Genomic DNA, 26,458 nt, shown 5'->3' with positions numbered 1-26,458 from the left:
TAAATAATATCAACAGTTGCTAAGCAGATGTTTTGCGAAGGGGATTGCAAATCCGTAAAAAAGATCGGGAATAAGGCGGCTGGAAGCCAGTTTACAGCGAGATTGTGACGGGAAAATGAAGCGGCGTACCGCAACGCCGCTTAGTGGGAAGGTTTGTCGTCCTGATGCGGTTTGTTGTTAAACATATCGCACAGCATGTTCAACAGCATTAAGCGCACTTTAAAGGGAGAGTGGGTAAACACGGTCATGCACCTCTTGAATTCGTTCATAAGACCTCCTGAGTTTTGATCCCTTCGATCCGTGAAGGGTGACTGCATTACATACAGATATAGCACAGGCTATATTGTATAGCTATGGCTATTTCGTTAATTTTTTGTGCTTGCGGAGCTATGGTTTACAATGTGCGCTCTCCAAACCGGGCGCTGGAAGCGTCACCCCACTGAGGAAGTACAATGAACCGTCGCGCAGGTCATCCGACAATGAGGAAAACGACGCAACTGGTGAATGTTGAAGAACATGTCGAAGGTTTTCGCCAGGTCCGTGAAGCGCACCGGCGTGAACTGATTGATGATTATGTTGAACTCATTTCCGATCTGATTCGTGAGGTCGGTGAAGCGCGCCAGGTCGATATGGCCGCCAGGCTGGGGGTTTCACAGCCAACTGTCGCTAAAATGTTAAAACGCCTGGCTTCCGTGGGCTTAATTGAAATGATCCCCTGGCGCGGTGTTTTTCTGACGCCGGAAGGGGAGAAACTCGCGCAGGAGAGCCGCGAGCGCCATCAGCTTGTCGAGAATTTTTTACTGGTGCTGGGCGTCAGCCCGGAGATTGCCCGCCGGGATGCGGAAGGCATGGAACACCACGTCAGCGAAGAGACGCTGGTGAAGTTTCGCGAATTTACCCTTAAATATGGTCCCTCCGCCGAATGAAAATCCCCGGACTGCAGGCCCTGGCACGCGATCGTTTCTTCCATCTCTTATTAATCATTGGCGCAGCGTTAAGCCTCTTTGTGCCTTTTGCGCCACACGCCTGGCCCGCCGCAATTGACTGGCGCACCATCATTACCCTGAGCGGTTTAATGATGCTCACCAAAGGGGTCGAGCTGAGCGGCTACTTTGACGTTCTGGGCCGTAAAATGGTGCGCCGCTTTGCCACCGAGCGCAGGCTGTCCCTGTTTATGGTGTTCTCCGCCGCGGTGCTGTCGACGTTTCTGACCAACGATGTGGCGCTGTTTATCATCGTGCCCCTCACGCTCACGCTGCGTAAGCTGTGCGAGATCCCGGTCAGCCGGCTGATCATCTTTGAAGCGCTGGCCGTCAATGCAGGCTCGCTTCTGACGCCAATCGGCAACCCGCAAAATATCCTTCTGTGGGGACGGTCCGGTCTGTCGTTCGCCGCCTTTACCTGGCAGATGGCCCCTCTGGCGCTGGTGATGATGCTGTCGCTGCTGGCGGTATGCTGGTTCGCGTTTCCGGATAAAAAGCTGCAGTACCACAGTGGCACAACCGGCCCGCAGTGGCAGCCGCGCCTGGTGTGGAGCTGTCTCGGGTTATACATCGTCTTTCTGTTCGCGCTGGAGCTGAAGTATGAGCTGGCGGGCGTCCTGCTCGTTGCCGCGGGGTTTGTCGTCCTGGCGCGTCGCGTGCTGGTGAGCGTGGACTGGACGCTGCTGCTGGTCTTTATGGCGATGTTTATTGATGTGCATCTTCTTATCCAGCTTCCGGTACTGCAGAACGTTCTGCACAGCGTTAGTACGCTGTCTCAGCCGGGACTGTGGCTGACGGCGATTGGCTTGTCGCAGTTTATCAGCAACGTACCGTCCACCATTCTGCTGCTCAACTATGTTCCGCCCGATACGCTCCTGGCCTGGGCGGTGAACATCGGCGGGTTTGGGCTGCTGCCCGGCTCGCTGGCAAATCTGATTGCGCTGCGTATGGCCAACGACCGTCGTATCTGGTGGCGTTTCCACGTCTGGTCGATTCCGATGCTGGTTTGGGCCGCGGCGATCGGTTTCGGAATATTCCTTCTCATATAGTGCGCAATTTGTCAGTTTTTCCTGGCAAACGTATAGCAACGTCCTAGCTTTAGTGAACGGCATAGTGTGATGCCGCTCACTGACAGGACCGTTGCTGAACTATGGCTGAAGATCAAAACCCGCCTGCTGACGAGCAGGACAAAAACAATAATGAGCGTAAGCGCCCGGGCAAGAAACCGTTAATTATCCTCGGCATTGTCGTGGTGGTAATGGTGGTCGTGGCGCTGGTCTGGTGGTTTTTAACCCGTAACGAAGAGACGACCGACGACGCCTTTACCGACGGCGACGTGGTGACGATTGCCCCCAAAACGGCGGGCTACGTTACCGAGCTGCGCGTGCGCGATAACCAGCGCGTGAAAAAGGGCGATCTGCTGGTGGTTATCGATCCGCGGGACACCACCGCGCAGCGCGATCAGGCTCAGGCCCAGCTTGGGCTGGCCATCGCGCAGCTGCATCAGGCCCAGGCGCAGCTGGCGCTTTCAAAAGTCCAGTATCCTGCCCAGCGTGACGAAGCCAAAGCGCAGGTGCTGAAAGCGCAGGCCGATCTGGCGAACGCGCAGGCAGAGTACCGTCGTCAGCGCGGCGTCGACCCGCGCGCGACCACCCAGCAAAGTATCGATTCCGCGAACGCACAGCTGCGCAGCGCACAGGCGGGGCTGGCCAGCGCTCAGGCGCAGCTGGAAGTGGCAGAGCAGGTCCAGCTGCAAATCCGCCAGCAGGAAACCAACGTTGAAGCGCGCGAGCGTCAGGTCGATCAGGCTAAAGCGCAGCTGGAAACGGCCAACCTTAACCTCTCCTATACCGAAGTCCGCGCCCCTTTCGACGGCGTTGTCACCAAACGCAACGTGCAGCCCGGCACGCTGGTGCAGGCGGGAACGGCGCTGTTCTCGCTGGTTTCCCCGAACGTGTGGGTGGTCGCGAACTTTAAAGAGTCGCAGCTTGAGCGCATGAAGCCGGGCGATAAGGTCACCGTGTCCGTCGACGCGTGGCCGGATATGGCGCTCGAGGGCCACGTAGACAGTATCCAGCAGGGCAGCGGCTCACGCTTCTCCGCCTTCCCGGCAGAAAATGCCACCGGTAACTTCGTCAAAATTGTGCAGCGCGTGCCGGTCAAAATCGTGATTGATAAAGGCCTCGATCCGAACAAACCGCTGCCGCTGGGGCTGTCGGTTGCACCGAAGGTGACGGTGGAATGACGGATCACAGCCACGACAGCTGGAAACCCGCCAGCAATCCGTGGGCGGTGGCGATTGTCGTTACCCTGGCGGTATTCATGGAAATTCTGGACACCACCATCGTCAACGTGGCGCTGCCCCACGTGGCAGGCTCGCTCTCGTCCAGCTATGACGAATCCACCTGGGTGTTAACCAGCTATCTGGTCGCGAACGGCATCGTGCTGCCCATCTCGGCGTTTTTGAGCCGGGTGTTTGGCCGCAAGCAGTTCTTCCTGATTTGCATCGTCATGTTCACCGTCTGCTCGTTCCTGTGCGGGATTGCCACCGAGCTGTGGCAGATCATCCTGTTCCGCGTGATGCAGGGCTTTTTTGGCGGCGGCTGCAGCCCACGCAGCAGTCGGTGCTGCTCGACTACTTCAAACCCGAAGACAGGGGCAAAGCGTTTGGTCTGTCCTCCATTGCGATTATCGTTGCGCCGGTGCTCGGCCCGACGCTGGGCGGCTGGATCACCGATAACTACTCCTGGCGCTGGGTGTTCTTTATCAACATTCCGGTGGGGATTGTGACGGTGCTGGCGATCTACCAGCTGCTGGAAGATCCGCCGTGGGAGAGTAAATCAAAAGAGAAGCTGACTATCGACTGGACGGGGATCGGCCTGATCGCGCTGGGGCTGGGCTGTCTGCAGGTGATGCTCGACCGGGGAGAAGATGAGGACTGGTTCTACTCGAACTTTATCCGCACCTTCGGCGTGTTGACGCTTGTCGGCATTATCGGCGCCATCTACTGGCTGGTGTATGCCAGAAAGCCGGTGGTGGATCTGCACTGCATGAAGGACCGCAACTTTGCCATCTCCAGCCTGCTGATGGCGGGGATGGCGATGATTTTGTACGGCAGCTCGGTGGTGATCCCGCAGCTGGCGCAGCAGGACCTGGGCTACACCGCTACCTGGTCGGGGCTGGTGCTGTCGCCCGGCGCGGTGCTGATTGTGTTAACCATTCCGCTGGTGCTGAAGCTGATGCCGGTGGTGCAGACGCGCTGGATTATCGCCTTTGGCTTTACCTGTCTGGCGGTGTCGTTCTTCTGGTCGCGAACGCTGACGCCGGATATCGACTTCGAAACGCTGGTGCTGTTTCGCAGCGCCCAGTCGATAGGGCTGGGGTTCCTGTTTGTGCCGCTCACGACGATTGCGTTTATCTCAATACCGAGGCGGCTGAATGCCGATGCGGCGGCGCTGTTTACCATGTTCCGCAACGTCGCGGGCTCGATTGGCATATCCCTTTCGACGGCGGCCATCACCGAACGCGCGCAGGCGCACAGCGCGCACCTTGCGTATCACGCCTCGCCGCTTAACGAGCAGTTCCAGCAGGCGATACGCGAAAGCGCCCAGGCGATCCAGAACTTCACCACCCAGGTGGGCGACCCCACCGGCATCGCCACCGGACGCATGTACCAGACCATGATCGAGCAGTCGCGCATCCTGGCCTACATCGACGTCTTCACCATCCTGAGCGCGGTGGCCTTGTTACTGATTCCGTTTTGTTTGTTGCTCTCGCCGGTTAAGAGCGAGGGGAGTGCAGGAGCACATTGATGATACACAGACGTTTACACCCCCTGATGATAATGATGCTGCTGGCGGGCTGCGCCGTCGGGCCGGGCTACCAGCAGCCTGCGCCGCCCGCCGTTACGCACTGGAACGATAAGGGCGACAGCGCGGTGAAATCGCAAACCACCTCCGCCGCGACCAATCCGCGCTGGTGGAAGACCTTCGGCTCGCCGCAGCTCGACAGCCTGGTTGAGCGTGCCATTGCCGGAAACCTGACGCTGCAGCAGACGGTGCTGCGCATCGCCGGGGCGCGAGAGCAGATTAACCAGGCGGGCGGGGCGTTTTATCCGTCGGTCAACGGCAATCTGCAGGCGACGCGCCAGCAGCTTGGCCTGGAAGGAGAGCTGAAATCTCATGGCGTGTATGACCAGGTGGATAGCATCGATCCCAACCTGAAGGGCGCGCTGGGGCCGCTGACGCAGCCGATTAACCTCTACCAGGGCAGCTTCGACGCCCAGTGGGAAATCGATCTGTGGGGCAAGGTGCGTCGTCAGGTGGAAGCCGCCGAAGCGCAGCAGAAAGCCGCCATCGAGCAGCGTAACGACGCGCTGGTGTCGCTGGAAGCCGAAGTGGCGCGCGCGTGGCTACAGCTGCGCGGGGCGCAGAGCATTATCGCCACGCTGAACACCCAGATTAAAAGCGCGCAGCAGACGCTGGATCTGACCGAAAGCCGCCAGCGGGGCGGGCTGTCGCCGCAGATGGATGTGGAAAACGCCCGGGCACAGTTAGGCAACCTTGAAGCACAGCTTCCGCAATATCAGGCGCAGGAGCGGCAGGCGATGAACGGCCTGGCGATCCTGCTCGGCAAGCCGCCAGGGGCGCTGGATGGCGAACTTCAGTCTGCGCAGCCGATGCCGGCGTTGCCGGATATCGTGCAGACCGGCATTCCGTCCACGCTGGCACGACGCCGTCCGGACGTGCGCGAAGCGGAGGCGAACCTTCATGCCGCCACGGCGCAAATCGGCGTCTCGGTGGCGGAGCTGTTCCCGAGCTTTACGCTCTCCGGGCAGTTTGGCCTGCGCAACAGCGAAACCAACTGGCTGACCGACTGGAGCAGCCACTTCTACAGCTTCGGCCCGCAGGTCTCTATTCCCATCTTCCAGGGCGGTCGACTGGTCTCCAGCGTCAAGGTGGCGCGCGCGCAGCAGGGAGCGGCGGTGCTGGACTATCGCCAGACGGTGCTGACCGCGCTCGGGGATGTGGAAAACGCGCTGGTGAGCTATCGCACCGACCAGCAGCGTGAAGCGGGTCTCGCAAAAACGATCGACGCCCTGCAAAACGCCTTTGACCTGGCAAGCGACAGCTACCGCCAGGGGATTGCCAGCTTTATCGACGTGCTGGACGCCCAGCGACAGCTGGCGCAGGCCCAGCAGCAGCGCGCACAGGCGCAGGTGCAGAGCGCGCTCGATCTGGTGGCGCTCTACAAGGCCCTCGGCGGCGGCTGGGAGCCGTATCAGCAGGTGCAGTTACCGGACTACAGCGTCTTTGGCGACGCCCCGCGCGGATAAATTCAGAGGATTGGGCAAGAAACGGACAGGAACACCACATTCGCGATGGCTGAGGGGCGGGTATAACTATCGGGTACCCAATCGACATGCGAGGAATAACTTATGCGTTATCAAAAACTGGGCAACACCGGTCTGTTTGTTTCTGAACTGTGCCTCGGCACCATGACCTTCGGCGGTGAGGGCGGCATGTGGGGCAAGATTGGCCAGCTCCAGCAAAGTGAAGCCGAGCAGCTGGTGGGCCGCGCGCTGGATGCCGGGATCAACTTTATCGACACCGCGGACGTTTACTCGGAAGGACGCTCGGAGGAGATCACCGGTCAGGCGCTGAAAAACCTGAAGATCCCTCGCGAGAACGTGGTGGTCGCGACGAAAGTGTTCGGCGAAACGGGAACTGCAGGGGTGAACTCGCGCGGCAGCTCGCGCTATCACATCATCAGCAGCGTGAAGGAGAGCCTGCGCCGCCTGCAGCTCGATCATATCGATCTCTACCAGCTTCACGGCTTCGACCCCGCAACGCCGATTGAAGAAATGCTCTATGCGCTGGATAACCTGGTGCAGCACGGCCACGTGCGCTACATCGGCGTCTCGAACTGGGCGGCTTGGCAGATTGCCAAAGCGCTCGGTATTTCTGAACGTCTTGGACTGGCGCGTTTCGCGTCGCTGCAGGCGTATTACACCATTGCCGGGCGCGATCTGGAGCGCGAGCTGGTACCGATGATGCAGAGCGAAGGCGTCGGGCTGATGGTCTGGAGCCCGCTGGCGGGCGGTCTGCTGAGCGGAAAATATGGCCGCGACGGTCAGAGTGAAGCCGGCGGTCGTCGTCTGGAGTTTGACTTCCCGCCGGTGAACAAAGATCGCGCCTTCGACTGCGTGGACGTGATGCGCACTATCGCCGAAAGCAAGGGCGTCTCCGTCGCGCAAATCGCGCTGGCGTGGCTGCTGCATCAGAAAGCGGTGACCAGCGTCATCATTGGGGCGAAACGCGTCGAACAGCTGGACGACAATATCGCCGCGACCGGGATCCGCTTAAGCGAAGACGAACTCAAGCAGCTTGATGCGGTGAGCGCGCTGCCGCGCGAATACCCGGGCTGGATGCTGGAGCGGCAGGGGGAATATCGCCGCAATCAGCTCGCGCAACAATAATCTTCCTTGCCCCGGTAGTGCATCGCTAACCGGGGCTTTTTTCCTGCATTGCTCACAAAAAACGATCCTCCTCTTTGATCCCCATTTCATCTTCGCCTATATGACTAGTCATTAAATTTTAAATGACTAGTCATATAGGGAGAGAGCATGAACAATTCGCTGCCGGCCAACTTTTTATGGGGCAACTCGGTGTCCAGCATGCAGACTGAAGGCGCATGGAACGAGGGTGGGAAAGGCATGTCGGTGTACGACATTCGCGAAGCCGGGGAGAACGTCTCCGACTGGAAAGTCGCGACCGACTCCTATCACCGCTACCGGGAAGATTTCGACCTGATGCAGGATCTGGGCATGAACTGCTACCGCTTCCAGATCTCATGGAGCCGCGTCTGCCCGCAGGGCGACGGCGCGTTCAACGACGAGGGGATCGCGTTTTACGACCGCTTTATCAACGATCTCATCGCCCGCGGTATCGAGCCGATGGTCTGCCTGTACCATTTCGATATGCCGCTGGCGCTGGCGCAGGAGTACAACGGCTTCAACGACCGCCGCGTGATGGAGGCCTTTATCCGCTACGGCAAAAAGATGATCGACTGCTATGGCGACCGCGTGAAGTACTGGCTGACCTTCAACGAGCAGAACATTTTCCATATGCCTGAAGCGTTCCGCATTTCCGGCTATATGCACGGCGACAAAACCCTGCGCGAGCTGTACGAGCTGCAGCACCATACGATGGTGGCGCACATGGCGCTGACCGAATATCTGCATCAGACCAGACCGGGCCAGCTGATGGGCGGCATGCTGGCGCACCAGCTGATCTACCCGGCCACCTGCAAACCGCGCGATATCTTCTGCGCCCAGCAGTACGACGAGTTCCTCAACCAGAACCTGCTGCGCGTCTTCGCAGGGCAGGGCTACAGCCCGGCGGTGATGGCGGTGGTGGAGCAGGAGGGCTTTGGCGATATCTACCGCGCCGAGGATTTAGCGCTGCTGGCGCGCACTAAAAACGACTTTATGGCCTTCAGCTACTACGCCAGCAAAACGCTGGACAGCGATGCGATCCCGGAAGGCACGCCGGTGAACTATTACCTGCTGCACGGCGAGAAAAACAACCCGTACCTGAAGGCCACCGAGTGGAACTGGCAGATCGATCCGCTGGGCTTTCGCACCATCATCACCCGCTACGCCAACGACTGGCGGATGCCGGTCTTCCCGATCGAGAACGGCATCGGGGTGATTGAGTCCTGGGACGGCGTCAATCCGATTGAGGACACCTACCGCATCGACTACCACCGGGCGCATATCAATGCCATGAAGGAGGCGATGTTCGAGGACGGGGCGGAGGTGATCGGCTACCTCGGCTGGGGGTTAATCGACATTCTCAGCTCCCAGGGCGACATGCGTAAGCGCTATGGCGTGGTCTATGTCAACCGTGAAAACCACGACCTGAAAGACCTGAAGCGCGTGCCGAAGAAGAGTTACGCGTGGTTAAAACAGGTTATCCATACCAACGGACGCGAGATGTAAGCCGTACGCTGCCGGGCCGTTTTTGTGACTGATTGATGGGAACTATCCGCTATGTCTGAAACAAAAATAACACCGCACATGCAGTCTTTTGTCGATAAGTTTGTAGAGTTCTCGGCGCGCCTGGCTAATCAGGTGCACCTGCGCTCCCTGCGCGACGCTTTCGCCACGGTGATGCCGATTTTCATCCTCGCCGGTCTGGCGGTGCTGGTGAACAACGTGGTATTTCCGTGGATTTTTCACGGCGACACGCTCGCGCAGTTTAAGGTGTGGGGCGAGGCGATTATCAACGGCACGCTGAACATCGCCGCGCTGCTGCTGGCCCCGATGATTGCCTGGTCGCTGGCGCGCAACAAAGATTTCGACAATCCGGTCTCGGCAGTGGTTATCGCCGTCAGCAGCTTCATCATCATGATGCCGATGCGCCTGCAGATTACGCCCGTCGGCAGCGATGCCGCGGTGAACGTCACCCAGGTGCTGACGTTCACCAATATTGGCTCAACCGGGATTTTCGCCGGGGTGCTGATCGGACTTCTCTCAACGGAACTGTTTATCGCTATTTCGCGCCTGAAGGCGCTGCACATTTCCCTCGGGGAAAACGTGCCTCCGGCGGTGAGCAAATCCTTTACCGCGCTGATCCCGACCATCCTCACGCTCTCCCTGTTCGCGGTGCTGGCGGCGCTGTTGGCAAACGTTCTGCACACGGACCTGATCCATCTCATTACGACCTTTATCCAGCAGCCGCTGCGGCTGATCAACACCAGCCTGCCGGGGACGATTTTCATCTACAGCTTCGGTAACTTCCTGTTCACGCTCGGTATTCATCAGTCAGTCGTTAACAGCGTGGTGCTGGAGCCGTTCCTGCTGATCAACACCAACGAGAACATGCTGGCTTTCGCCAACGGTCAGCCCATCCCGCATATCATCAACAACATCTTCGTGCCAACGTTTGGCATGGTGGGCGGCACGGGCAGCACCATCTCGCTGCTGATCGCCATCTTTATCTTCTCCCGACAAAAGTCGGCGAAGCAGGTGGCGCGTCTGTCGCTGGCGCCCGGTTTATTCAACATCAACGAGCCGGTGATTTTTGGCCTGCCGATCGTGTTTAACCTGCCGCTGATGATCCCATTCGTGCTGCTGCCCGCCATCGGCATTTACTTCGCCTGGCTCTGTACCACGCTGGGGTTGATGTCGCGCTGCGTGGTGATGATCCCGTGGACAACGCCGCCCATTCTCAGCGCCTGGCTGGCCACGGCGGGGGACTGGCGGGCGGTGGTGGTGCAGTTGGCAATCATCGTATTTGGTGTATTCTTCTACCTGCCTTTCCTCAAGATTGCCGAGAGAGTGGCGTTGAAAAACAGCGGGATAGAAAACTAACTGAAAGGAAGAACGATGGCGGCGAAGTACATCACCATAGCGCGGGAAATTAAAAAACGCATTATCAGCCAGCAGTACGCCGCCAACGAACCCCTGCCGGACCAGTTTGCGCTGGCGGCAGAGTTCAACTCCAGCCGGATGACCATTCAGCAGGCGATGCGCCAGCTGATCGTCGAAGGTCTGGTCTATACCCGCCAGGGACAGGGAACGTTTATCCGCAAAAACTTCCTTCAACTCTCGCAGTGGGATCTCTCCGGCAGCGACTACTTCGGCGCCACGAAAACCTGGGAGCATCTGGGCACGGTCACCAGCCGGGTGGTGCATTTTGAACTGCGCTTCCCGAACGAAAAAGAACAGGCGTCGCTGATGATTAACGCCGATGCGCCTGTCTATGACTTCATTCGACTCCGTTTGCTGAACGGTGAACCCATGTCGCTGGATTCCACGGTAATGCCGATGAATCTGGTGCCGGGCCTGACGAAAAACCATCTTGAAGGTTCAGTGTTCCAGTACGTGCAGGAGACGCTGGCGCTGAAAATTATGGGGTCGTATCGGGTGGTGCGGGCGCTTAAGCCCAATCCGCTGGACAGGGAGCATCTGGTCTGCGAGCAGACCGATCCCGTCCTGGAGGTGGAGCAGGTGATTTATCTGGAGGACGGCACGCCGCTGGAGTATGCCCACTGCCACTATCGGTACGACCACGGCGGGATCGTGATCGTGAATAACGGATAAAAAAAAGCGGGCAACGAGGCCCGCTTTTTTAATGCTTCTCTGTCAGTTCAAACGCACCGGCATACCGGAGCGGTTCTGCACGGCCTGGTCAACAATCGCCGTTTCTACGTCTGGCTGAGAAGTCACCGCCTGCACCGCGCTGTTCAGCGTAACAGGGACGATTTCGTTGTTGTTGATCTGGTCTTCGCTGGTGGACAGCGGGTTGTGCACTTCGATGTAGCGGCTGCCGTCAGGCTCAGAGGTCGCTTTCACCGGTTCGTTGATGAACTGCACGCGCGTACCGACCGGCACGTTTTCGAACAGGAATTTGATGTCGTCGTTACGCAGGCGCACGCAGCCGTGGCTTACGCGTAGGCCGATACCGAAGTTGGCGTTGGTACCGTGGATAGCGTACAGGCGGCCAATGTACAGCGCGTATAGACCCATTGGGTTATCCGGGCCTGCCGGTACAACGGCTGGCAGCGGTTCGCCCGCAGCGATGTATTCCGCGTGCATTTTGGCAGTCGGCGTCCAGGTTGGGCCCGCTTTCTTACGCTCAACCTTGGTGGTCCAGTTCATCGGGGTGTCTTTACCCAGCTGGCCGATACCGATTGGCAGCACGATAACGGTGTTGGTGCCTTTCGGGTAGTAATACAGACGCATTTCGGCGCTGTTAATCACGATACCTTCATGAACGGTGTCCGGCAGGATCAGCTGCTGAGGAATATTCAGCACGGTGCCCGCTTTCGGCAGATACGGGTCAACGCCCGGGTTCGCTTCCAGCATGTTAGACAGGCCCAGCTGGTACTGCGCAGCGAAATACTCCAGTGGCTGAGAGTTACCTTCTGGTACCGTCACAACCTGGTTCTGGCCTACCAGACGGCTACCGTCTGTTGGCAGGGGATACGTCACCGCAGACGCGGTCTTACAAAAACCTACTACGGCTAACGCCGCCGCTAAAAGCGTTGTTAATTTCATGTTCATGTTGTGCGAGGTATCTAAGCCATTCTGGCGATGAGTTGATAAGTCTGAATCTGTGATGGGAGCGCATTATATGTGCATTCCCGCTTACAGGGAATTCAGATGTGTACGAAATCACATTTTTTTCGATTTTGTTAAAGTTTAGTGGATTGCCGCAACACGGGATCTCAATTCGGAATTGTGGCATAATGCCGTGTTTATCACACTTTTCGCAGGAATCTCCCCGTGTTAGTTACCAGCAACGTCACTATGCAGTTTGGCAGTAAGCCGCTGTTCGAAAACATTTCCGTCAAATTTGGCGGCGGCAACCGTTACGGCCTCATTGGTGCCAACGGTAGCGGAAAATCCACCTTTATGAAGATCCTCGGCGGTGACCTGGAGCCGACGCTCGGTAACGTTTCGCTCGATCCTAATGAGCGCATCGGTAAGCTGCGTCAGGATCAGTTCGCCTTCGAAGAGTTCACCGTGCTCGACACCGTGATCATGGGGCATGGGGAACTGTGGGAAGTGAAGCAGGAGCGCGATCGCATCTACGCGCTGGCCGAAATGAGCGAAGAAGACGGCTATAAAGTGGCCGATCTGGAAACGCAGTACGGCGAGATGGACGGCTACTCGGCGGAAGCGCGTGCGGGCGAACTGCTGCTGGGCGTCGGCATTCCGGTTGAACAGCATTACGGCCCGATGAGCGAAGTGGCGCCAGGCTGGAAGCTGCGCGTGCTGCTGGCACAGGCGCTGTTCTCTAACCCGGACATCCTGCTGCTCGACGAACCGACGAACAACCTGGACATCGACACCATCCGCTGGCTGGAGCAGACGCTGAACGATCGCGACAGCACCATGATCATCATCTCGCACGACCGTCACTTCCTGAACATGGTCTGTACGCACATGGCGGATCTGGACTACGGCGAGCTGCGCGTTTACCCGGGCAACTACGACGAGTACATGACGGCGGCCACCCAGGCGCGTGAACGTCTGCTGGCGGATAACGCCAAGAAGAAAGCGCAGATTGCTGACCTGCAGTCCTTCGTCAGCCGCTTTAGCGCCAACGCCTCTAAGTCGCGTCAGGCGACCTCGCGTGCCCGTCAGATCGACAAAATCAAGCTGGACGAAGTCAAAGCCTCCAGCCGTCAGAACCCGTTCATCCGCTTCGAGCAGGACAAGAAACTGTTCCGTAACGCGCTGGAAGTGGAAGCCCTGGCAAAAGGCTTTGAGAACGGCCCGCTGTTCAAAAAGTTCAACCTGCTGCTGGAAGTGGGCGAGAAGATTGCCATCCTCGGCGCCAACGGCGTGGGTAAATCCACCATGCTGAAAACGCTGGTCGGCGAACTGCAGCCTGACAACGGCACCGTGAAGTGGTCTGAAAACGCGCAGATTGGCTACTACGCGCAGGACCATGAATACGAGTTCGAAAACGACCTCACCGTCTTCGACTGGATGAGCCAGTGGAAGCAGGAAGGCGACGACGAGCAGGCGGTGCGCAGCATTCTGGGTCGTCTGCTTTTCAGCCAGGACGACATCAAAAAGCCGGCTAAGGTGCTCTCCGGTGGTGAGAAGGGCCGCATGCTGTTCGGCAAGCTGATGATGGAAAAACCAAACATCCTGGTGATGGACGAACCGACCAACCACCTGGACATGGAATCTATCGAATCCCTGAACATGGCGCTGGAGATGTATCAGGGTACCCTGATCTTCGTCTCTCACGACCGTGAGTTCGTCAGCTCGCTGGCGACCCGCGTGATCGAAATTACGCCAGAGCGCGTGGTGGACTTCACCGGTAATTACGAAGATTACCTGCGTAGTAAAGGTATCGACGGCTAATTTCCCGTCGTCTTTCACGCTGCAGATGCGTTGGCTTCACCTGTTCACCCCGGTCACTTACTTATGTAAGCTCCCGGGGATTCACAGGTTTGCCGCCTTCCTGCAGCGCGAAATACTTAGGGAAAGGGGTCGTGCCTTTATTCCCTCTCCCCGTGGGAGAGGGTTAGGGTGAGGGCATCAGGCCGCACTAGACCACCCACTCGTCTCCTTCAACCCCGTTCACCAGCAGCGTACGTTTTTCCCCTGCAGGCAGCGTCACCTTCAGCACCTTCCACGCCGGACGATAATCCCCGCGCGCGTTAACCTTCAGGTTGATGGTTGCGCCGTCGCACACCATTTCCCACTCCACCCACAGCGCATTGCCGTTCTGGTAGCCCCAGCTTTCGCCGTCGTCTTCAAACAGCATTCCGGTGGTCGTGCCGACGCCCTTCACCGGGAACAGCTTCAGCTCGCGAGTGTTGTCTTTTTCAGCGGACACGTGGGTAATGCGTTCACTCAGCGGCAGACCGGCCCCGGCGCGCACCAGCAGCGGCAGTTTTTCCAGCGGCGCGTCGAGAACGATTGACTGGCCGCCCGCATACCACGCGAGGGTGTAAAAATCATACCAGCCGGTGGTGTTATCCGGCAGCCAGACGCGGCGCTCGCGCTGCCCGGCTTCGACGACGCTGGCGACCAGCAGGTCGCGGCCCAGCAGGAAGTCATCGCACTCCTCAAACGTCTGCGCATCGTGCTCGTGGTCGAGGAAGGTCGGGCGCAGCATCGGCTCGTCGTCGGCGTGCGCCTGCCAGAGCAGGGTATAGAGGTACGGCAGCAGGCGGTAGCGCAGCTCAACCGCGCCGCGAATGGCTGGCGTGACGCCCGGGTACATCCACGGCTCGTTCACGGTGTGGTCATCGTTCCACGAGTGAATGGTAAAGCGCGGGTGCATCACGCCGTTCTGCACCCAGCGCACGAACAGCTCGGCGTCAGGCTTGTCGCCGGAGAAACCGCCGACGTCATGGCCGACGTTGAACAGGCCGGACAGGCTCATGCCCAGCCCCATGCGGATGTTATAGCGCAGGGTGTCCCAGCTGGTGCGGTTGTCGCCGCTCCAGGTCTGAACGTAGCGCTGCATCCCGGCGCAGCCGGAGCGGGAGATCAGGTACGGACGTTTTTCCGGCGCGAAACGCTGCTGCGCTTCCAGCGAGGCGCGCATCATCAGCAGCGGCATCACCGGGCGAATGTGCTTGATGGCGATCTCCTTGCCGAAGCCAAAGCAGCGCGCTTCTCCGTCCCACACTTCATATTCGTTGTTGTCGTTCCAGGTAGAGTCGATGCCCATCTCCAGCAGCTGCGTGGTCACGCCGTTCTGCCACCACTGCACCGTCTGCGGGTTGGTAAAGTCGAGGTGCGAGCCTTCGTCATCCCAGAAGCTGGAGCGTTCCGGAGCATCGGTTTCTGAATCGCGAATGAACAGGCCGCTCTCCGCCACTTCGTTATAGCGCGGATGGTCCTGCAGCAGGCACGGCTTGATGTTTGCCGCCAGCTTCAGCCCCGCGTCGTGGAACGCCTGACTCATCACCTTCGGCTGCGGCACCTTGTCATAGTTCCAGTTAAAGACGTAGCGCTTGCCGTTGATGGAGGTATAGCCGGAGGAGAGCTGGAACGAGTCGCACGGGATGGCGTGCTCTTCGCACAGGCGGATGAAGTTCATCAGCTGGTTCTGGGCGTCCGGCGCGTCGGTGTAGTGCATGGTCGAGCCGCTGTAGCCCAGGCTCCATTTCGGTCCGAACAGCGTTTTCCCGGTCAGGCGCACGAAGGCTTTGGTGACGTCCAGCACGCGCGTGCCGGTAAAGATGTAGTAATCGATATCGCCCGCTTCCGCCTGCCAGCGACGATAGGCGGTGTGGTAGTTGTCGATTTCGTTACCCAGATCCAGCCAGCAGCTGCTCAGGTTGTCATAGAACAGGCCGTAGCTGACGTCGTCGCGGCGGGTGATGGTGAACGGAATATGCTTGTAGAGCGGGTCGGTGCTGGCCGCGTTGTACCCCATTGCGTCGAGGTTACGCATCTCATACCGCTTGCCGTTGCGCTGCAGATCGCCCGCTTTTTCGCCCAGGCCGTAGAAACGTTCGTCCTTGCGGCGGCTGAGGTAGTGCGCCACGCCGTCGCCGTGGGCGTTCAGCAGGTAGGCGCTGGTTGGACGGTCGTTGACCAGCGGCTGCCACTCGCCCGCTTCATTGCGGTAGTGCCACTCCAGCCACAGCGGCTGGTGGACCGTTACGCGCAGCTGTTCGGTTGCCACCGTGAGCGTCTCATCCTGTTGCGTCAGGGTCCAGGCCGGGCAGGAGAAACCGCTTATATCGTCACGACGGCGGCCTTCCCAGGGCACGTCTTTTTCCGGCGCGATGCTCCAGGTGCGGTCCAGCGCCAGCTCGCCTTTGCGTTTGATCAGCACGCGGAACAGGTTCTCTTCCAGCACATACAGGCACAGGCGGTGCTGGTTTTCGACCAGCAGTTCCAGATGGTTTGCCGACTGCGTATCCAGGGTCCAGTTTTTCAGGGTTTTCATATGCAATACATCCACTATCAGGCGCGCTTGGCGCGACGTTCAGCAATAAATGCTACCAGGAAGACAGCGCCAATCAGGTCAAAGAAGCCCATGGCAATAAAGAGCGGGTTAAAGCCGATTTTGTCGGCGGTCACACCGATTAACAGCGAGAACAGAAAGCTGGCGATCCACGCCGCAGAGCCGCGCATGCCGTTTACGGTCGCCATCTGGCCTTTGTCGAACGACTCAACGACCAGGGCGCTCAGCATGCAGGAGATAATCTGGTGCCCGAAGCCGCCGATGGAGATCAGCACGATGGTGATATACGGGTCGCGGGTAAGGGCCACGATACCCAGAGAGATCATCAGGAACGCGCCCGTCACGGAGCTGGCAACGACCGAGTTAACGCGCGAGCAGCCGAACAGACTGGTGTACAGACGCGTCAGGTAGCCACTCGCCACGCTGCCGAGGTCGGCGGCGAGGAACGGCAGCCAGGCAAACATCGCAATCTGCTTCAGGTCCATGCCGTGCTCTTTGGCGAGGTACAGCGGCACCCAGAAGCTCAGCACCGCCCAGGCCGGTTCCGCCATAAAGGCCGGGATGGCGATACCGTAGAAGCGTTTGTTTTTCGAGACGGTTTTCAGCGCGGTCAGGAAAGGCAGTTTCACCGCAGGCGGTTCGTTATCCTGCTTGATAAATGCCAGCTCGTCCTTGCCCAGGTTCGGGTGCTGCTCCGGGTTGTGGTAGAACGCCCACCAGAGGATCACCCACAGCAGCGCCAGCACGCCGGTAAACATAAACGCGCCCTGCCAGCCGAACGAGGCGTGAGCAAAGTAGATGATAGGCGGGGCCAGCATTGCGCCGATGGAGAAGCCCACGCCAGCCCAGCCGGCGGCAACAGGTCGCTCTGATTTCGGGAACCATTCGCCGATGGTTTTGGCGTTCGCCGGGGTAGCGGCGGCCTCAGAGGCACCCATAAAGAAGCGCAGAATAGCGAGGTGCAGCCAGCTTCCGGCGCCCGCGTGGAAAATACACATCAGCGCCCAGATCCCGGCGCAGACCATAAAGCCAATCTTCAGGCCGATGACGTCAATCAGCCAGCCGCACAGGGGCTGGAAAATGGTATAGGCGATCTGGAACGCACCGACGATCCAGGAGTATTGCTCGGTGGTGATCCCGAGGCTCTCTTTCAGTTCCGGGGCGAGGATCCCGAGTGAGTTACGGGTGATGTAGTTAACGGTGACGCCAAGTAAGAACAGCACCAGCACGTACCAGCGCAGGTTCTTGATGACGCGACGGGTTTTGCTTGTCGCTACGGTGTTATTGATGTCCTGACTCATTTTACTCTCCACAAGACGGACGGTAAGGGGACGGAGGTTCAGGTGTCACACGGATTTTTATGCCTTTGATTTCTATCCGTTTAAAATGCTTAAGTTGCTATACAACTAGTATGGAAGTTGTGTGACAAGTTCACCTTAAGGAAGAAAATGAGTGGGCAAAAGTGGATTTTGTGCAAAATTTCTCATAACTGACGTAAACCCTCTGGCATGATGGCCTTTATGTCAGCTATTGCCTGACCAGTACGCTATGAAAATTTTTTCATTTCGCAAATGGAGCCAGATCACAAAATGGACAAAAGGCTAAAAATCACCGAAATCGCGGCCCGGACGCAGCTCTCGATCAGCACCGTGTCGCGGGTGCTGGCGGGAAAAGCGAATACCAGTGAGAAAGCACGCGCAAAGGTGCTGGCGTGCGCGCGGGAGCTGGGGGTCATGGACGGCATGGCGGCAGGGCGTCTGCTGCTTAACAGCCTGGTGGTTTTTGCCCCGCAGCGGGCGTTTGACGAGCGGTCCGACATCTTTTACTACCGCGTGATCCAGAGCGTGAGTAAAGGCCTGGCGTCCCACGATGTGCGTCTTCGCTACTGCGCGCTGGAGGAGAACGACAGCGACGCCCAGCTGTTTCTGGCGCGCATGAACGAAGCGGACACCCAGGCGGCAATCCTTCTTGGCATCGACGATCCCCATATCCACGATCTGGCAGTGGACGTCGGTAAACCCTGCATGCTGATTAACTGCCGCGACCGGCACATGTGTCTGCCTGCCGTCGCGCCGGATCATCGCGCCATTGGCGAACGGGCGGCGGAATATCTGTTCGAGATGGGACACCGTGAGGTGATGAACGTGCTGTGCCTGCGCCGCTATACTATGGAGCTGCGCCTGGCGGGAATCCGCGACGCGTGGCAGTCTCACAACCTGAAATTCAACGATAAACGCGATCTGCTGGTGGTGCCCAGCTTCAGTGCGCGCGAAACGGAACAGATGGTCAGCAGCTGGCTCAGTGAAATGCAGGGGAAGGATTTACCTACCGCGTTCCTGGTCGGCGGCGACTTTATGGCGGCGGGCACCATTAGCGCATTACAAAACCACGGCCTGCGCGTGCCGCAGGACGTGTCGGTGATGAGCATTGACGGCTTTAACCTGGCGGCGATTCAGGATGTTCCATTAACGGCGGTGCACGTTCCGCGCGATGAGCTGGGAACAGAAGCGGTTTATATGCTCCAGCAGCGGCTTATGCGCCCGGACGCACCGGTCGGGACGTTACTGCTTAACGGCACGCTGGCCGTGCGGGAATCGGTACGGCGGATACGTCAGGGGAAACGACGCACCGCCGTGGAGCGGGAAGGGCTGTATGACAGTTAAACCATGCCCAGCGCGCGCTTGCCGTGGATGTTGAGATCGTTCACGGTAAAGCTGTCCTGCCAGCTTTTTTCATAATCCTCGCGCGGGAAGTCTCCCGGCGACGCGCCGGTTTCCAGCGCTTCCTTGACCTTTTTCGCGTAGGCGAGGTTTTTCTCGCACATCGGCGCGGCAGGAATGTACATCACGTTGCCCCAGCCCTGCTGATTTTCCACCGGCGCGACGGAATGGATCACATCGCAGTGCCACCACACGGAATCGCCCGCATCGAGTGCCGGAATGCTGGTCAGCGCCTCGATCAGCAGCGGGTGCCATTTCTCTGAAACCGGCAGCACGCGCCCCGGCGCCACGCCGCACAGCTCGTCTTCCGGCACGTCGTCCAGCAGCGGACGCAGCAGAATGTAGGCCATCGCTTCCGGGATTGGCACGACGTGCAGCAGCCCCTGACCTGGGATCATATCCGACAGCGCCGTCCAGCCCTGGAAGGTGCGGAACACCGAGCATTTAGTGGTGTTATCGACGGTGTACTCTTCCACTTCGGTACGGTGCGCGGCGTTCCACGGATCGTACTTATCGACGTTGCCGTCAAACACGCGGGCAAACACCTGTTGATAAGCCGGAAGCAGCCAGCGCTCCAGCGCGCCGGAGTCGGTATGCGCCCCAAGCCCTTTCGAGGTCGTTCCCGGCGGGCGGCGGCGGATACGGTCCGGGTAGATGACGCTCACGTCCGGGTCGAACCACTGTTTGCCGTTGCTCTCGAATGTCCATAAACGGTTCAGGAACGACTGCACCTGCGCCATCTCTTCGCTCTGGCGCGCCTGCATCTGCGCCTGAGACCAGTAAATCGGGTAAATCTCCGGACGAGAGGCCGTCAGGGTGCCGAAGAAGTTATCGCCCGGGCCTTTGTAGACCTCGTCAAACTTGTTCAGATCGAGGTAGTCGAGCATCGACTGATCCCACGCCAGCGCCTGCTCGCGCGGGAAATGACCTTTAATCACCGCGCAGCCGCGGCGTTTAACGGCCTCGCGCTGTGCGTCGGTAATGGTGCCGTTTTTCACATCCGCAAACGGGATCTCCGGCCAGACGGATTCGCCTTTGTTCTTAAGCGCGTTGATTTCCGCCACACGGGTGGCAATTTTGTCGCTGAGCTTATTAAACACCGCCTGCACGTCGCCGATCTGCGCGCGCAGCTCACGTTTTAACTGACGGATTGCCGCTTTGTGATCCGCTGGCAAAGTTTCACTGGTAAAGGTCATAACTGCCTCGCATCTTTCATTCGAAAGTAAAAATGTCTACAAGTGATACTTTAAGTTAAAAATAAGTTAATGCAAGTTTAAAAACTTGACGCAAGCCACAGGTCGGAAAAAGAGTGAGAGGCCGGAGCGACGCTCCGGCGAGGAGAGGATCAGACGTCGAACGGGGAATGGTTGTCGAGCACGGCCTGAATGACGTTCAGCGCGCCCTGATGGTTGTTGTCGTCGGTGCCGTAGCGGCTGATTTCTTTGATGCTCTCTGCCGCGTTGCCCATCGCAAAGGAATATTTCACCAGCTTCAGCATCTCGGCATCGTTGCCGCTGTCGCCAATGGCCACGCACTCCTGCGGGGAGATTTTCCAGCGTTTCAGCAGACGGCTAATGCCGTTGGCCTTGTGCAGGCCGGGGATAATCAAATCCACGAATCCAAAACCGCTGGTGACCGGCTTCATGATGCCGTCCAGGGAGACGTGCAGTTTATCCACCAGATTAGGGATATCGCTGTCCGGCAGGTTCAGAGAGAACTTAAACAGTACGTCGTCAATTTCGCGGTAATCGCTGATGCGCTTTAAGCGGTGATAGTGCTTTGACATCAGCGCCACGAATTCTTCAGGAGCCTGGTCGCTGACCCAGGCGCTCTCCAGCCCGCAGGCCACGAAGTTCAGCCCTTTGTCCTTCAGCAGTTCGCCAATCACGATTTGCGATTCATGACGCGTCAGCTCGCCGTGGAAAATCTGTTCGCCGCGATCGAACACCAGCGCGCCGTTTTCCGCCACGAAGGAGATCCTGTCTTTCAGCGCCGGAAAGAAGGAGATGAGCTGGTAATACTGGTTGCCGCTGGCGACAACGAATTCAATGTCGCGGGCTTTAAGCTGTTCAAACTGTGCCTGGAAGCGGTCACGATCGTACTGCTTGGCATCATCAAGGAAAGTTCCGTCCATATCGGTGACGATAACTTTAACGGTCATACTGTGCTCCTGGGTCACTGCGTTTTGAAACATTCTAATAACAAGGTGACGGGGAGCACAAATTTAATTTCATTCGAAAGTAAAAGCAAAACGGCAACCGTGGTTGCCGTTGTTAGTGTTTTCTCCCTCTCCCCGTGGGAGAGAGTCGGGGTGAGGGGATATGCCGTTACAGCGTGTGCTCAGTACGGGCGATAATATCGTCCTGCGCATCCGGCGACAGGGCGGTGAAGAACGCCGAGTAGCCCGCGACGCGCACCACCAGGTCACGATACTGGTCAGGATGTTTCTTCGCTTCCAGCAGCGTTTCGCGCGAGACGATGTTGTACTGGATATGCCAGCCCTTATGCACCTCGAAGAAGGTGCGCAGCAGCACCATCAGCTTCTGGCGATCGCTGTCGTTTTCCAGCGTCGACGGGTTCAGCTTCTGGTTCAGCAGCACGCCGCCGAGAATCGCTTCCGTCGGCAGTTTACCCACCGAGCCAATTACCGCGGTCGGGCCGAGGTGGTCCGTACCGGAGGCCGGGCTTGCTCCTTCCGCCAGCGGGGTGTGCGCCTTACGTCCGTCCGGCGTGGCCATCGTTGCCGCGCCAAACGGCACGTTTGCGGAGATGGAAGAGGTGCCCGCGTAGTAGTTACCGCCAATCGGGCCGCGGCCGTGGCGCGGGTTGTGGTACTGCTTCAGCTCTTCGATGTAGGTCTGATAGGCGCGCGTCAGCAGCATGTCCACGCTGTCGTCGTCGTTGCCGTACTTCGGCGCACCGTTAATCAGACGCTGGCGCAGCTGCTCGTGAGTCAGCCCGTCGAAGTCATCCGCCAGGGCGGCCGCCAGCTGCTGCTGACCGATAGTGCCCTGTTCGAACACCAGCTTCTTGACCGCCGCCAGGCTGTTGCCGAGGTTGGCGATGCCCACCTGCAGGCCGGAGACCCAGTCGTACTTCGCGCCGCCCTGCTTGATGCTTTTCGCGCGTTCGATGCAGTCGTCCACCAGCGCCGAGCAGAGAATGTCGTGGACGTTCTCTTCCAGCATGGTATCCACCACGTACTCAATCTCGATGGATTTGCGGGTGTAGTAGCGGATCTGGCTGTCCCATGCCGCCATCACTTCGTCGAAGTTGTCGAAGTTACCGGCGGAGAGCGCTTTCTCCTGCGGCAGGAACACCTTGCCGCTGGTGGCGTCGCGGCCGCCTTCCAGCGCGGCCAGCATCACGCGGGCGAAGTTGATAAAGCTCATGCCGGTGCAGCGGTAGCCCCACTTGCCGCCCACCGCGGTTTCGATACAGCCAATGGCCGCGTAGTCGTAGGCGTCGTCTCGTTCAACGCCGAGCTTGATGAATTCCGAAATGACGATTTCATCGTTGTTGAACGCGGGCATCCCGAAGCCGCAGCGGATCACCTGCACGCAGGCGTCGAGGAAGTCGTTGCTCATGCCCGCGTGGTAGCGCACGCTCAGGTTCGGCTGGGTGGAGCGCAGGCGGCCGCACGATTCCAGAATCGCGTAGGAGAGCGGGTTCACCGCGTCCATCGGCTCGCCGTTGACCAGCTTCTGGCCGCCGATGGTGACGTTCTGGTACAGCGGGCTACCGGCGGAAGCCTTGGAGTGCGAGCCGGAGCGGATTTTGTTCACTTCCAGCAGCTTCAGCCAGCAGCTGTGCAGCAGCTCGATAGCGTGTTCGCGGTCGAGGCTCTGGTTAAGCTCCACGTCGCGGCGGTAGTAAGGATAGAGATACTGGTCCATACGCGCGAAGGAGACGGAGTGGCCGTTTGATTCAATCTGCAGGATCAGCTGAATGAAGTAGCACAGCTGCAGCGCCTGCCAGAAGGTTTTTGGCGGCTCGTGGGCAATCACGTCGCAGTTTTCCGCCATCGCCAGCAGCTCGTCGCGGCGGCTTTCGCGGGTTTCGGTGGACGCCATTTCACGCGCCAGATTGGCAAAGCGTTTGATGTGCAGGCTTACGGCTTCCAGCACGATATCGATCGCCTTCAGGAACTGGTCGCCGTGCAGGTCTTCCAGCACCGTCAGGTTGATGCGCGAGCGGCGTTCCGCCACCTTAGCGCGCAGGCCGTCGAGGCCTTTTTCCAGCACCAGCGGGAAGTTGACCGCCAGGTGCGCGTCGCCGGAGGTCATGTTGCCTTCGGCTTTGATAATGCCGGTTTCCAGCAGGCCTTTCTGCTCGTCGGTGAACATGCCGTAGCAGCGATCCTGCACCGTCTGGCCGCGCCACCACGGGCAGATGTCGTGCAGCACGCGCTTGTTCTCTTCGCTCACCGCAAAGCCCGCGCCCGGGCGGTCCGCCAGATCGTCGATCTCTTTCTCAATCCAGGAGACGGTGTATTCCGGGAAAATCGGCGCGGCGCGCACTTCGCTTGCCTGGTTACCGATAATCAGCTCGTCGTGTTTGATCCAGATGGTGCGTTCAGCCAGGTGATGCGCCAGCGCCAGAGCGCGACGTACCGGGATCGGCTTGTCCATGTGCTGCTGGTACATTTCGGTGTAATGCTGCGCGCGCTCGGTACAGACCGGCGGCTTGACGATATGCACCAGCGCCGTTTTGTGCGCCTTAATGCGCTCGCTGAGGGTGTTGAGATTCAGGGTCGTCATAGGTTTATCCTCGTAAGGTCGCGGTTAACCCTTTCTGGCAGGCGTATTGCTGCGCGAAGGCCAGCAGTGCAGGGTTATCCAGCGGTTTGTCAGGGGCAGAGTAGGATTGGCCGAGCAGGGTGTATTTGTTCATGCCCAGCGTGTGATACGGCAGAAAATGAATATCGTCGACGCCGAGCTCGTCGGCGGCGAAGTTTGTAATGGCGGTGATGGACGCTTCATCGGCGTTAAAGCCCTGGATTAGCGGCACGCGAATGGTGATTTTTTTCCCGGCGGCGGCAAGGCGCTTCAGGTTATCCAGGATCCGCTTGGCCGAACCATCCGTCCACTGTTTAAACACCTCACCGTCGACGTGCTTCAGGTCGGCGAGGAACAGATCGACGTACGGTAATGACGGCTCGATATAGTGCCACGGTACGTGAAGGCAGGTTTCGACGGCGGTGTGGATCTCCTGTTCGTGGCTGGCTTTAAACAGGGCGTGCGCCAGCTCAGGGTTCATAAACGGCTCGCCGCCGGAGAGGGTGATCCCGCCGCCGCTGCGGTCGTAGAAGGGTTTGTCGCGCAGTACGGTCGCCATGATCTCCTCGACCTGCTGCTCTTCACCGCAGACGGTCAGCGCCTGCGTCGGGCAGCAGTCAGTAAGGGCGTTGAGCGTGGCTTCATCAAGCTTCTCGCGGTGGATAACCAGGCCATTCAGCGCGCGTTCGATGCAGCCCGGTGCCGCCTGCTGGCACAGGTCACAGCCGTCCAGGCACAGGCGTGCATCAAACAGCACGTCCCGGCTGCGGGAGCGGCTTTCCGGGTTCTGGCACCAGCGACAGCCTAGCGAGCAGCCTTTCAGGAACACCACGGTTCGAATACCGGGGCCGTCGTGGGTAGAGTAACGCTGAATATTGAAGATCATGATTTCGCCTCTCGTATTGCATATGAAGATTAAATGACTTTCGAATGAAAGTTATCTTGATGCAGGTCAACTCTTGAGCAGGTTTTGTCGTGATAGGGTAAGTGCAGGCTAATTTTGAGGGTGACATCATGGAACTTTATCTCGACACATCTGACGTTGCGGCAGTCAAAAAGCTGGCGCGTATCTTCCCGCTGGCGGGCGTGACCACCAACCCAAGCATTGTGGCGGCAGGTAAAACGCCGCTCGACGAGCTGCTGCCCGCGCTGCATGACGCGCTGGGTGGTAAAGGCCGTCTGTTCGCCCAGGTGATGGCGACCACCGCCGAAGGGATGGTGGAGGACGCACGTAAGCTGCGCGCCATTATTAACGATCTGGTGGTGAAAGTGCCGGTGACCGCAGAAGGGCTGGCGGCCATTAAAATGCTGAAAGCGGAAGGGATCCCGACGCTGGGTACGGCGGTGTACGGTGCCGCGCAGGGAATGCTGTCCGCGCTGGCGGGGGCGGAGTATGTGGCCCCTTACGTCAACCGCGTGGACGCGCAGGGCGGGGATGGGATCCAGACGGTGATTGAGCTGCAACAGCTGCTGACGCTGCACGCCCCGCAGTCAAAGGTGCTGGCCGCGAGCTTCAAAACGCCGCGTCAGGCGCTGGACTGCCTGCTGGCAGGGTGCGAGTCCATCACGCTGCCGCTGGACGTGGCGCAGCAGTTTATTACGTCTCCGGCCGTGGATGCGGCGATTGTGAAGTTTGAGCAGGACTGGCAGGGGGCGTTTGGACGGATGTCGATCTGACGGGGGCGGCCTGATGCCCTCACCCCAACCCTCTCCCACAGGGAGAGGGAGCAAACACTAAAACGGCAACCTGAAGGTTGCCGTTTGCTTTAACCTCCGCAAACCTCACACCCCGGGTTACGCATCAGCTTCATCTCGCGGAACTGGCAGGTCATCGCGTCATACATCACGATTTTCCCCGCGGCAGGCGTGCCGTAGCGCGCCAGCACCTTGATCGCTTCCATCGCCTGCAGGGAGCCAATCACGCCGACCAGCGGCGCCATCACGCCCGCCTCAACGCAGGTCAGGGCGTTCTCGCCGAACAGGCGGCTCAGGCAGCGGTAGCAGGGTTCACCTTCCGCGTACGTGAAGACGCTGATTTGCCCCTCCATGCGGATCGCCGCGCCGGAGACCAGCGGGATTTTGTGGGCGAAACAGCCCGCATTCAGCTGGTTACGGACGGCGACGTTATCGGTGCAGTCCAGCACCAGGTCATGCTGCGCAATCTGCGCGGACAGCGCGCCGTCATCCAGCATCGCGTCAATCAGGGTGAATTCACAATTAGGGTTGATGCGCGCCAGCGCCGTGCGGGCAGAGTCCACTTTCGGCTGTCCAACCGTCGCGTCGCTGTGCAGCGTCTGGCGCTGCAGGTTGGACACCGATACGGTATCGAAATCCAGCAGCGTCATCCTGCCCACTCCCGCCGCCGCAAGATACTGCGCGGCGGCGCAGCCCAGACCGCCCAGACCGACAACCAGCACGCTTGCTGTCTTAAGCGCTTCCTGGCCCTCGAAATCAAACCCGCGCAGCACAATCTGGCGGTTGTAGCGCATCATCTCCGGGTCGCTCAGCTCCACCGTCAT

At 59.0% G+C, this 26,458-nt stretch carries 20 protein-coding genes and 1 pseudogene; 12 read left to right on the top strand and 9 right to left on the bottom strand.

Annotation, left to right across the window (positions count from 1 at the left end):
- Window positions 1-140: 140 nt before the first annotated feature.
- Entirely contained in the window at window positions 141-269 is a 129-nt protein-coding gene (gene mntS, locus ACZ6J2_RS09820; protein ID WP_014831181.1) for a manganase accumulation protein MntS, read from the bottom strand.
- 183 nt (window positions 270-452) lie between these two features.
- Here mntS and mntR point away from each other — a divergent pair, with 183 nt between their 5' ends.
- The 9 genes and pseudogenes from mntR to ACZ6J2_RS09775 all read left to right on the top strand — a co-directional run bounded on the left by mntR (window position 453) and on the right by ACZ6J2_RS09775 (window position 11,091).
- Window positions 453-926, top strand: coding sequence for a manganese-binding transcriptional regulator MntR (mntR, locus tag ACZ6J2_RS09815; RefSeq protein ID WP_023310887.1), 474 nt, complete (start codon window positions 453-455; stop codon window positions 924-926).
- Window positions 923-2,032 carry an anion transporter gene (locus ACZ6J2_RS09810; RefSeq protein ID WP_048976792.1) on the top strand — a complete coding sequence of 370 codons (1,110 nt, stop codon included), beginning with the start codon at window positions 923-925 and terminating at the stop codon, window positions 2,030-2,032. The genes mntR and ACZ6J2_RS09810 overlap by 4 nt, the downstream gene beginning before the upstream one ends.
- 101 nt (window positions 2,033-2,133) lie before the next feature.
- Window positions 2,134-3,228: an HlyD family secretion protein gene (locus ACZ6J2_RS09805; protein ID WP_471725603.1), complete on the top strand. Its 1,095-nt coding sequence runs from the start codon at window positions 2,134-2,136 to the stop codon at window positions 3,226-3,228.
- A 107-nt stretch (window positions 3,229-3,335) separates the two neighbouring features.
- Window positions 3,336-4,795, top strand: a pseudogene (locus ACZ6J2_RS09800) (DHA2 family efflux MFS transporter permease subunit); the annotation flags it as partial.
- Complete coding sequence (locus ACZ6J2_RS09795) at window positions 4,795-6,318, top strand: efflux transporter outer membrane subunit (RefSeq protein WP_471725602.1); 1,524 nt, start codon at window positions 4,795-4,797, stop codon at window positions 6,316-6,318. The pseudogene ACZ6J2_RS09800 and the gene ACZ6J2_RS09795, both read left to right, overlap by 1 nt.
- Before the next feature lie 102 nt (window positions 6,319-6,420).
- The gene (locus tag ACZ6J2_RS09790; RefSeq protein WP_023310892.1) at window positions 6,421-7,461 is read left to right on the top strand and encodes an aldo/keto reductase; all 1,041 of its coding nucleotides are present in this window, start codon (window positions 6,421-6,423) and stop codon (window positions 7,459-7,461) included.
- Window positions 7,462-7,608: 147 nt separating this feature from the next.
- The gene (locus ACZ6J2_RS09785) at window positions 7,609-8,985 is read left to right on the top strand and encodes a glycoside hydrolase family 1 protein (RefSeq protein ID WP_471725599.1); all 1,377 of its coding nucleotides are present in this window, start codon (window positions 7,609-7,611) and stop codon (window positions 8,983-8,985) included.
- 51 nt (window positions 8,986-9,036) lie between these two features.
- Window positions 9,037-10,359 (top strand): PTS sugar transporter subunit IIC, encoded by a 1,323-nt coding sequence (locus ACZ6J2_RS09780; protein ID WP_471725598.1) that lies wholly within the window; start codon window positions 9,037-9,039, stop codon window positions 10,357-10,359.
- Between the two features lie 15 nt (window positions 10,360-10,374).
- Window positions 10,375-11,091 carry a GntR family transcriptional regulator gene (locus ACZ6J2_RS09775; RefSeq protein ID WP_471725596.1) on the top strand — a complete coding sequence of 239 codons (717 nt, stop codon included), beginning with the start codon at window positions 10,375-10,377 and terminating at the stop codon, window positions 11,089-11,091.
- Window positions 11,092-11,133: 42 nt separating this feature from the next.
- Here the strand turns inward: ACZ6J2_RS09775 and ldtB are convergent, their stop codons facing one another.
- Window positions 11,134-12,054: a L,D-transpeptidase gene (gene ldtB, locus ACZ6J2_RS09770; RefSeq protein ID WP_023310896.1), complete on the bottom strand. Its 921-nt coding sequence runs from the start codon at window positions 12,052-12,054 to the stop codon at window positions 11,134-11,136.
- A gap of 222 nt (window positions 12,055-12,276) precedes the next feature.
- On the opposite strand from ldtB, the gene ACZ6J2_RS09765 reads away from it, so the two are divergent.
- Window positions 12,277-13,872 (top strand): ABC-F family ATPase, encoded by a 1,596-nt coding sequence (locus ACZ6J2_RS09765; protein WP_047653234.1) that lies wholly within the window; start codon window positions 12,277-12,279, stop codon window positions 13,870-13,872.
- 187 nt (window positions 13,873-14,059) lie between these two features.
- On the opposite strand, the gene ACZ6J2_RS09760 is transcribed toward ACZ6J2_RS09765, so the two are convergent.
- Both ACZ6J2_RS09760 and ACZ6J2_RS09755 read right to left on the bottom strand, forming a co-directional pair.
- A complete protein-coding gene (locus tag ACZ6J2_RS09760; protein ID WP_471725594.1) occupies window positions 14,060-16,423 on the bottom strand; it encodes a glycoside hydrolase family 31 protein in 2,364 nt (787 codons plus the stop codon).
- 17 nt (window positions 16,424-16,440) lie between these two features.
- Window positions 16,441-17,742 carry an MFS transporter gene (locus tag ACZ6J2_RS09755; protein ID WP_471725593.1) on the bottom strand — a complete coding sequence of 434 codons (1,302 nt, stop codon included), beginning with the start codon at window positions 17,740-17,742 and terminating at the stop codon, window positions 16,441-16,443.
- Between the two features lie 288 nt (window positions 17,743-18,030).
- On the opposite strand from ACZ6J2_RS09755, the gene ACZ6J2_RS09750 reads away from it, so the two are divergent.
- Window positions 18,031-19,104, top strand: a complete 1,074-nt coding sequence (locus tag ACZ6J2_RS09750; RefSeq protein ID WP_471725591.1) for a LacI family DNA-binding transcriptional regulator — start codon at window positions 18,031-18,033, stop codon at window positions 19,102-19,104.
- On the opposite strand, the gene ACZ6J2_RS09745 is transcribed toward ACZ6J2_RS09750, so the two are convergent.
- The 4 genes from ACZ6J2_RS09745 to ACZ6J2_RS09730 form a co-directional block, all read right to left on the bottom strand.
- Complete coding sequence (locus ACZ6J2_RS09745) at window positions 19,101-20,357, bottom strand: DUF1479 domain-containing protein (protein ID WP_471725589.1); 1,257 nt, start codon at window positions 20,355-20,357, stop codon at window positions 19,101-19,103. The genes ACZ6J2_RS09750 and ACZ6J2_RS09745 overlap by 4 nt on opposite strands.
- A 149-nt stretch (window positions 20,358-20,506) precedes the next feature.
- The gene (locus tag ACZ6J2_RS09740) at window positions 20,507-21,322 is read right to left on the bottom strand and encodes a Cof-type HAD-IIB family hydrolase (protein WP_047061452.1); all 816 of its coding nucleotides are present in this window, start codon (window positions 21,320-21,322) and stop codon (window positions 20,507-20,509) included.
- 166 nt (window positions 21,323-21,488) lie between these two features.
- Entirely contained in the window at window positions 21,489-23,921 is a 2,433-nt protein-coding gene (locus tag ACZ6J2_RS09735) for a formate C-acetyltransferase/glycerol dehydratase family glycyl radical enzyme (protein ID WP_471725587.1), read from the bottom strand.
- Between the two features lie 4 nt (window positions 23,922-23,925).
- The gene (locus tag ACZ6J2_RS09730; protein WP_471725585.1) at window positions 23,926-24,825 is read right to left on the bottom strand and encodes a glycyl-radical enzyme activating protein; all 900 of its coding nucleotides are present in this window, start codon (window positions 24,823-24,825) and stop codon (window positions 23,926-23,928) included.
- Window positions 24,826-24,953: 128 nt separating this feature from the next.
- Between ACZ6J2_RS09730 and fsa the strand changes: the two genes are divergently transcribed.
- The gene (gene fsa, locus ACZ6J2_RS09725) at window positions 24,954-25,616 is read left to right on the top strand and encodes a fructose-6-phosphate aldolase (protein ID WP_471725583.1); all 663 of its coding nucleotides are present in this window, start codon (window positions 24,954-24,956) and stop codon (window positions 25,614-25,616) included.
- An 89-nt stretch (window positions 25,617-25,705) separates the two neighbouring features.
- Here fsa and moeB read toward each other — a convergent pair whose 3' ends face one another.
- Entirely contained in the window at window positions 25,706-26,458 is a 753-nt protein-coding gene (moeB, locus tag ACZ6J2_RS09720; RefSeq protein WP_471725582.1) for a molybdopterin-synthase adenylyltransferase MoeB, read from the bottom strand.

The organism is Enterobacter sp. E14S (genome assembly GCF_055666685.1).
This window is presented reverse-complemented; position numbering and strand designations above follow the sequence as displayed.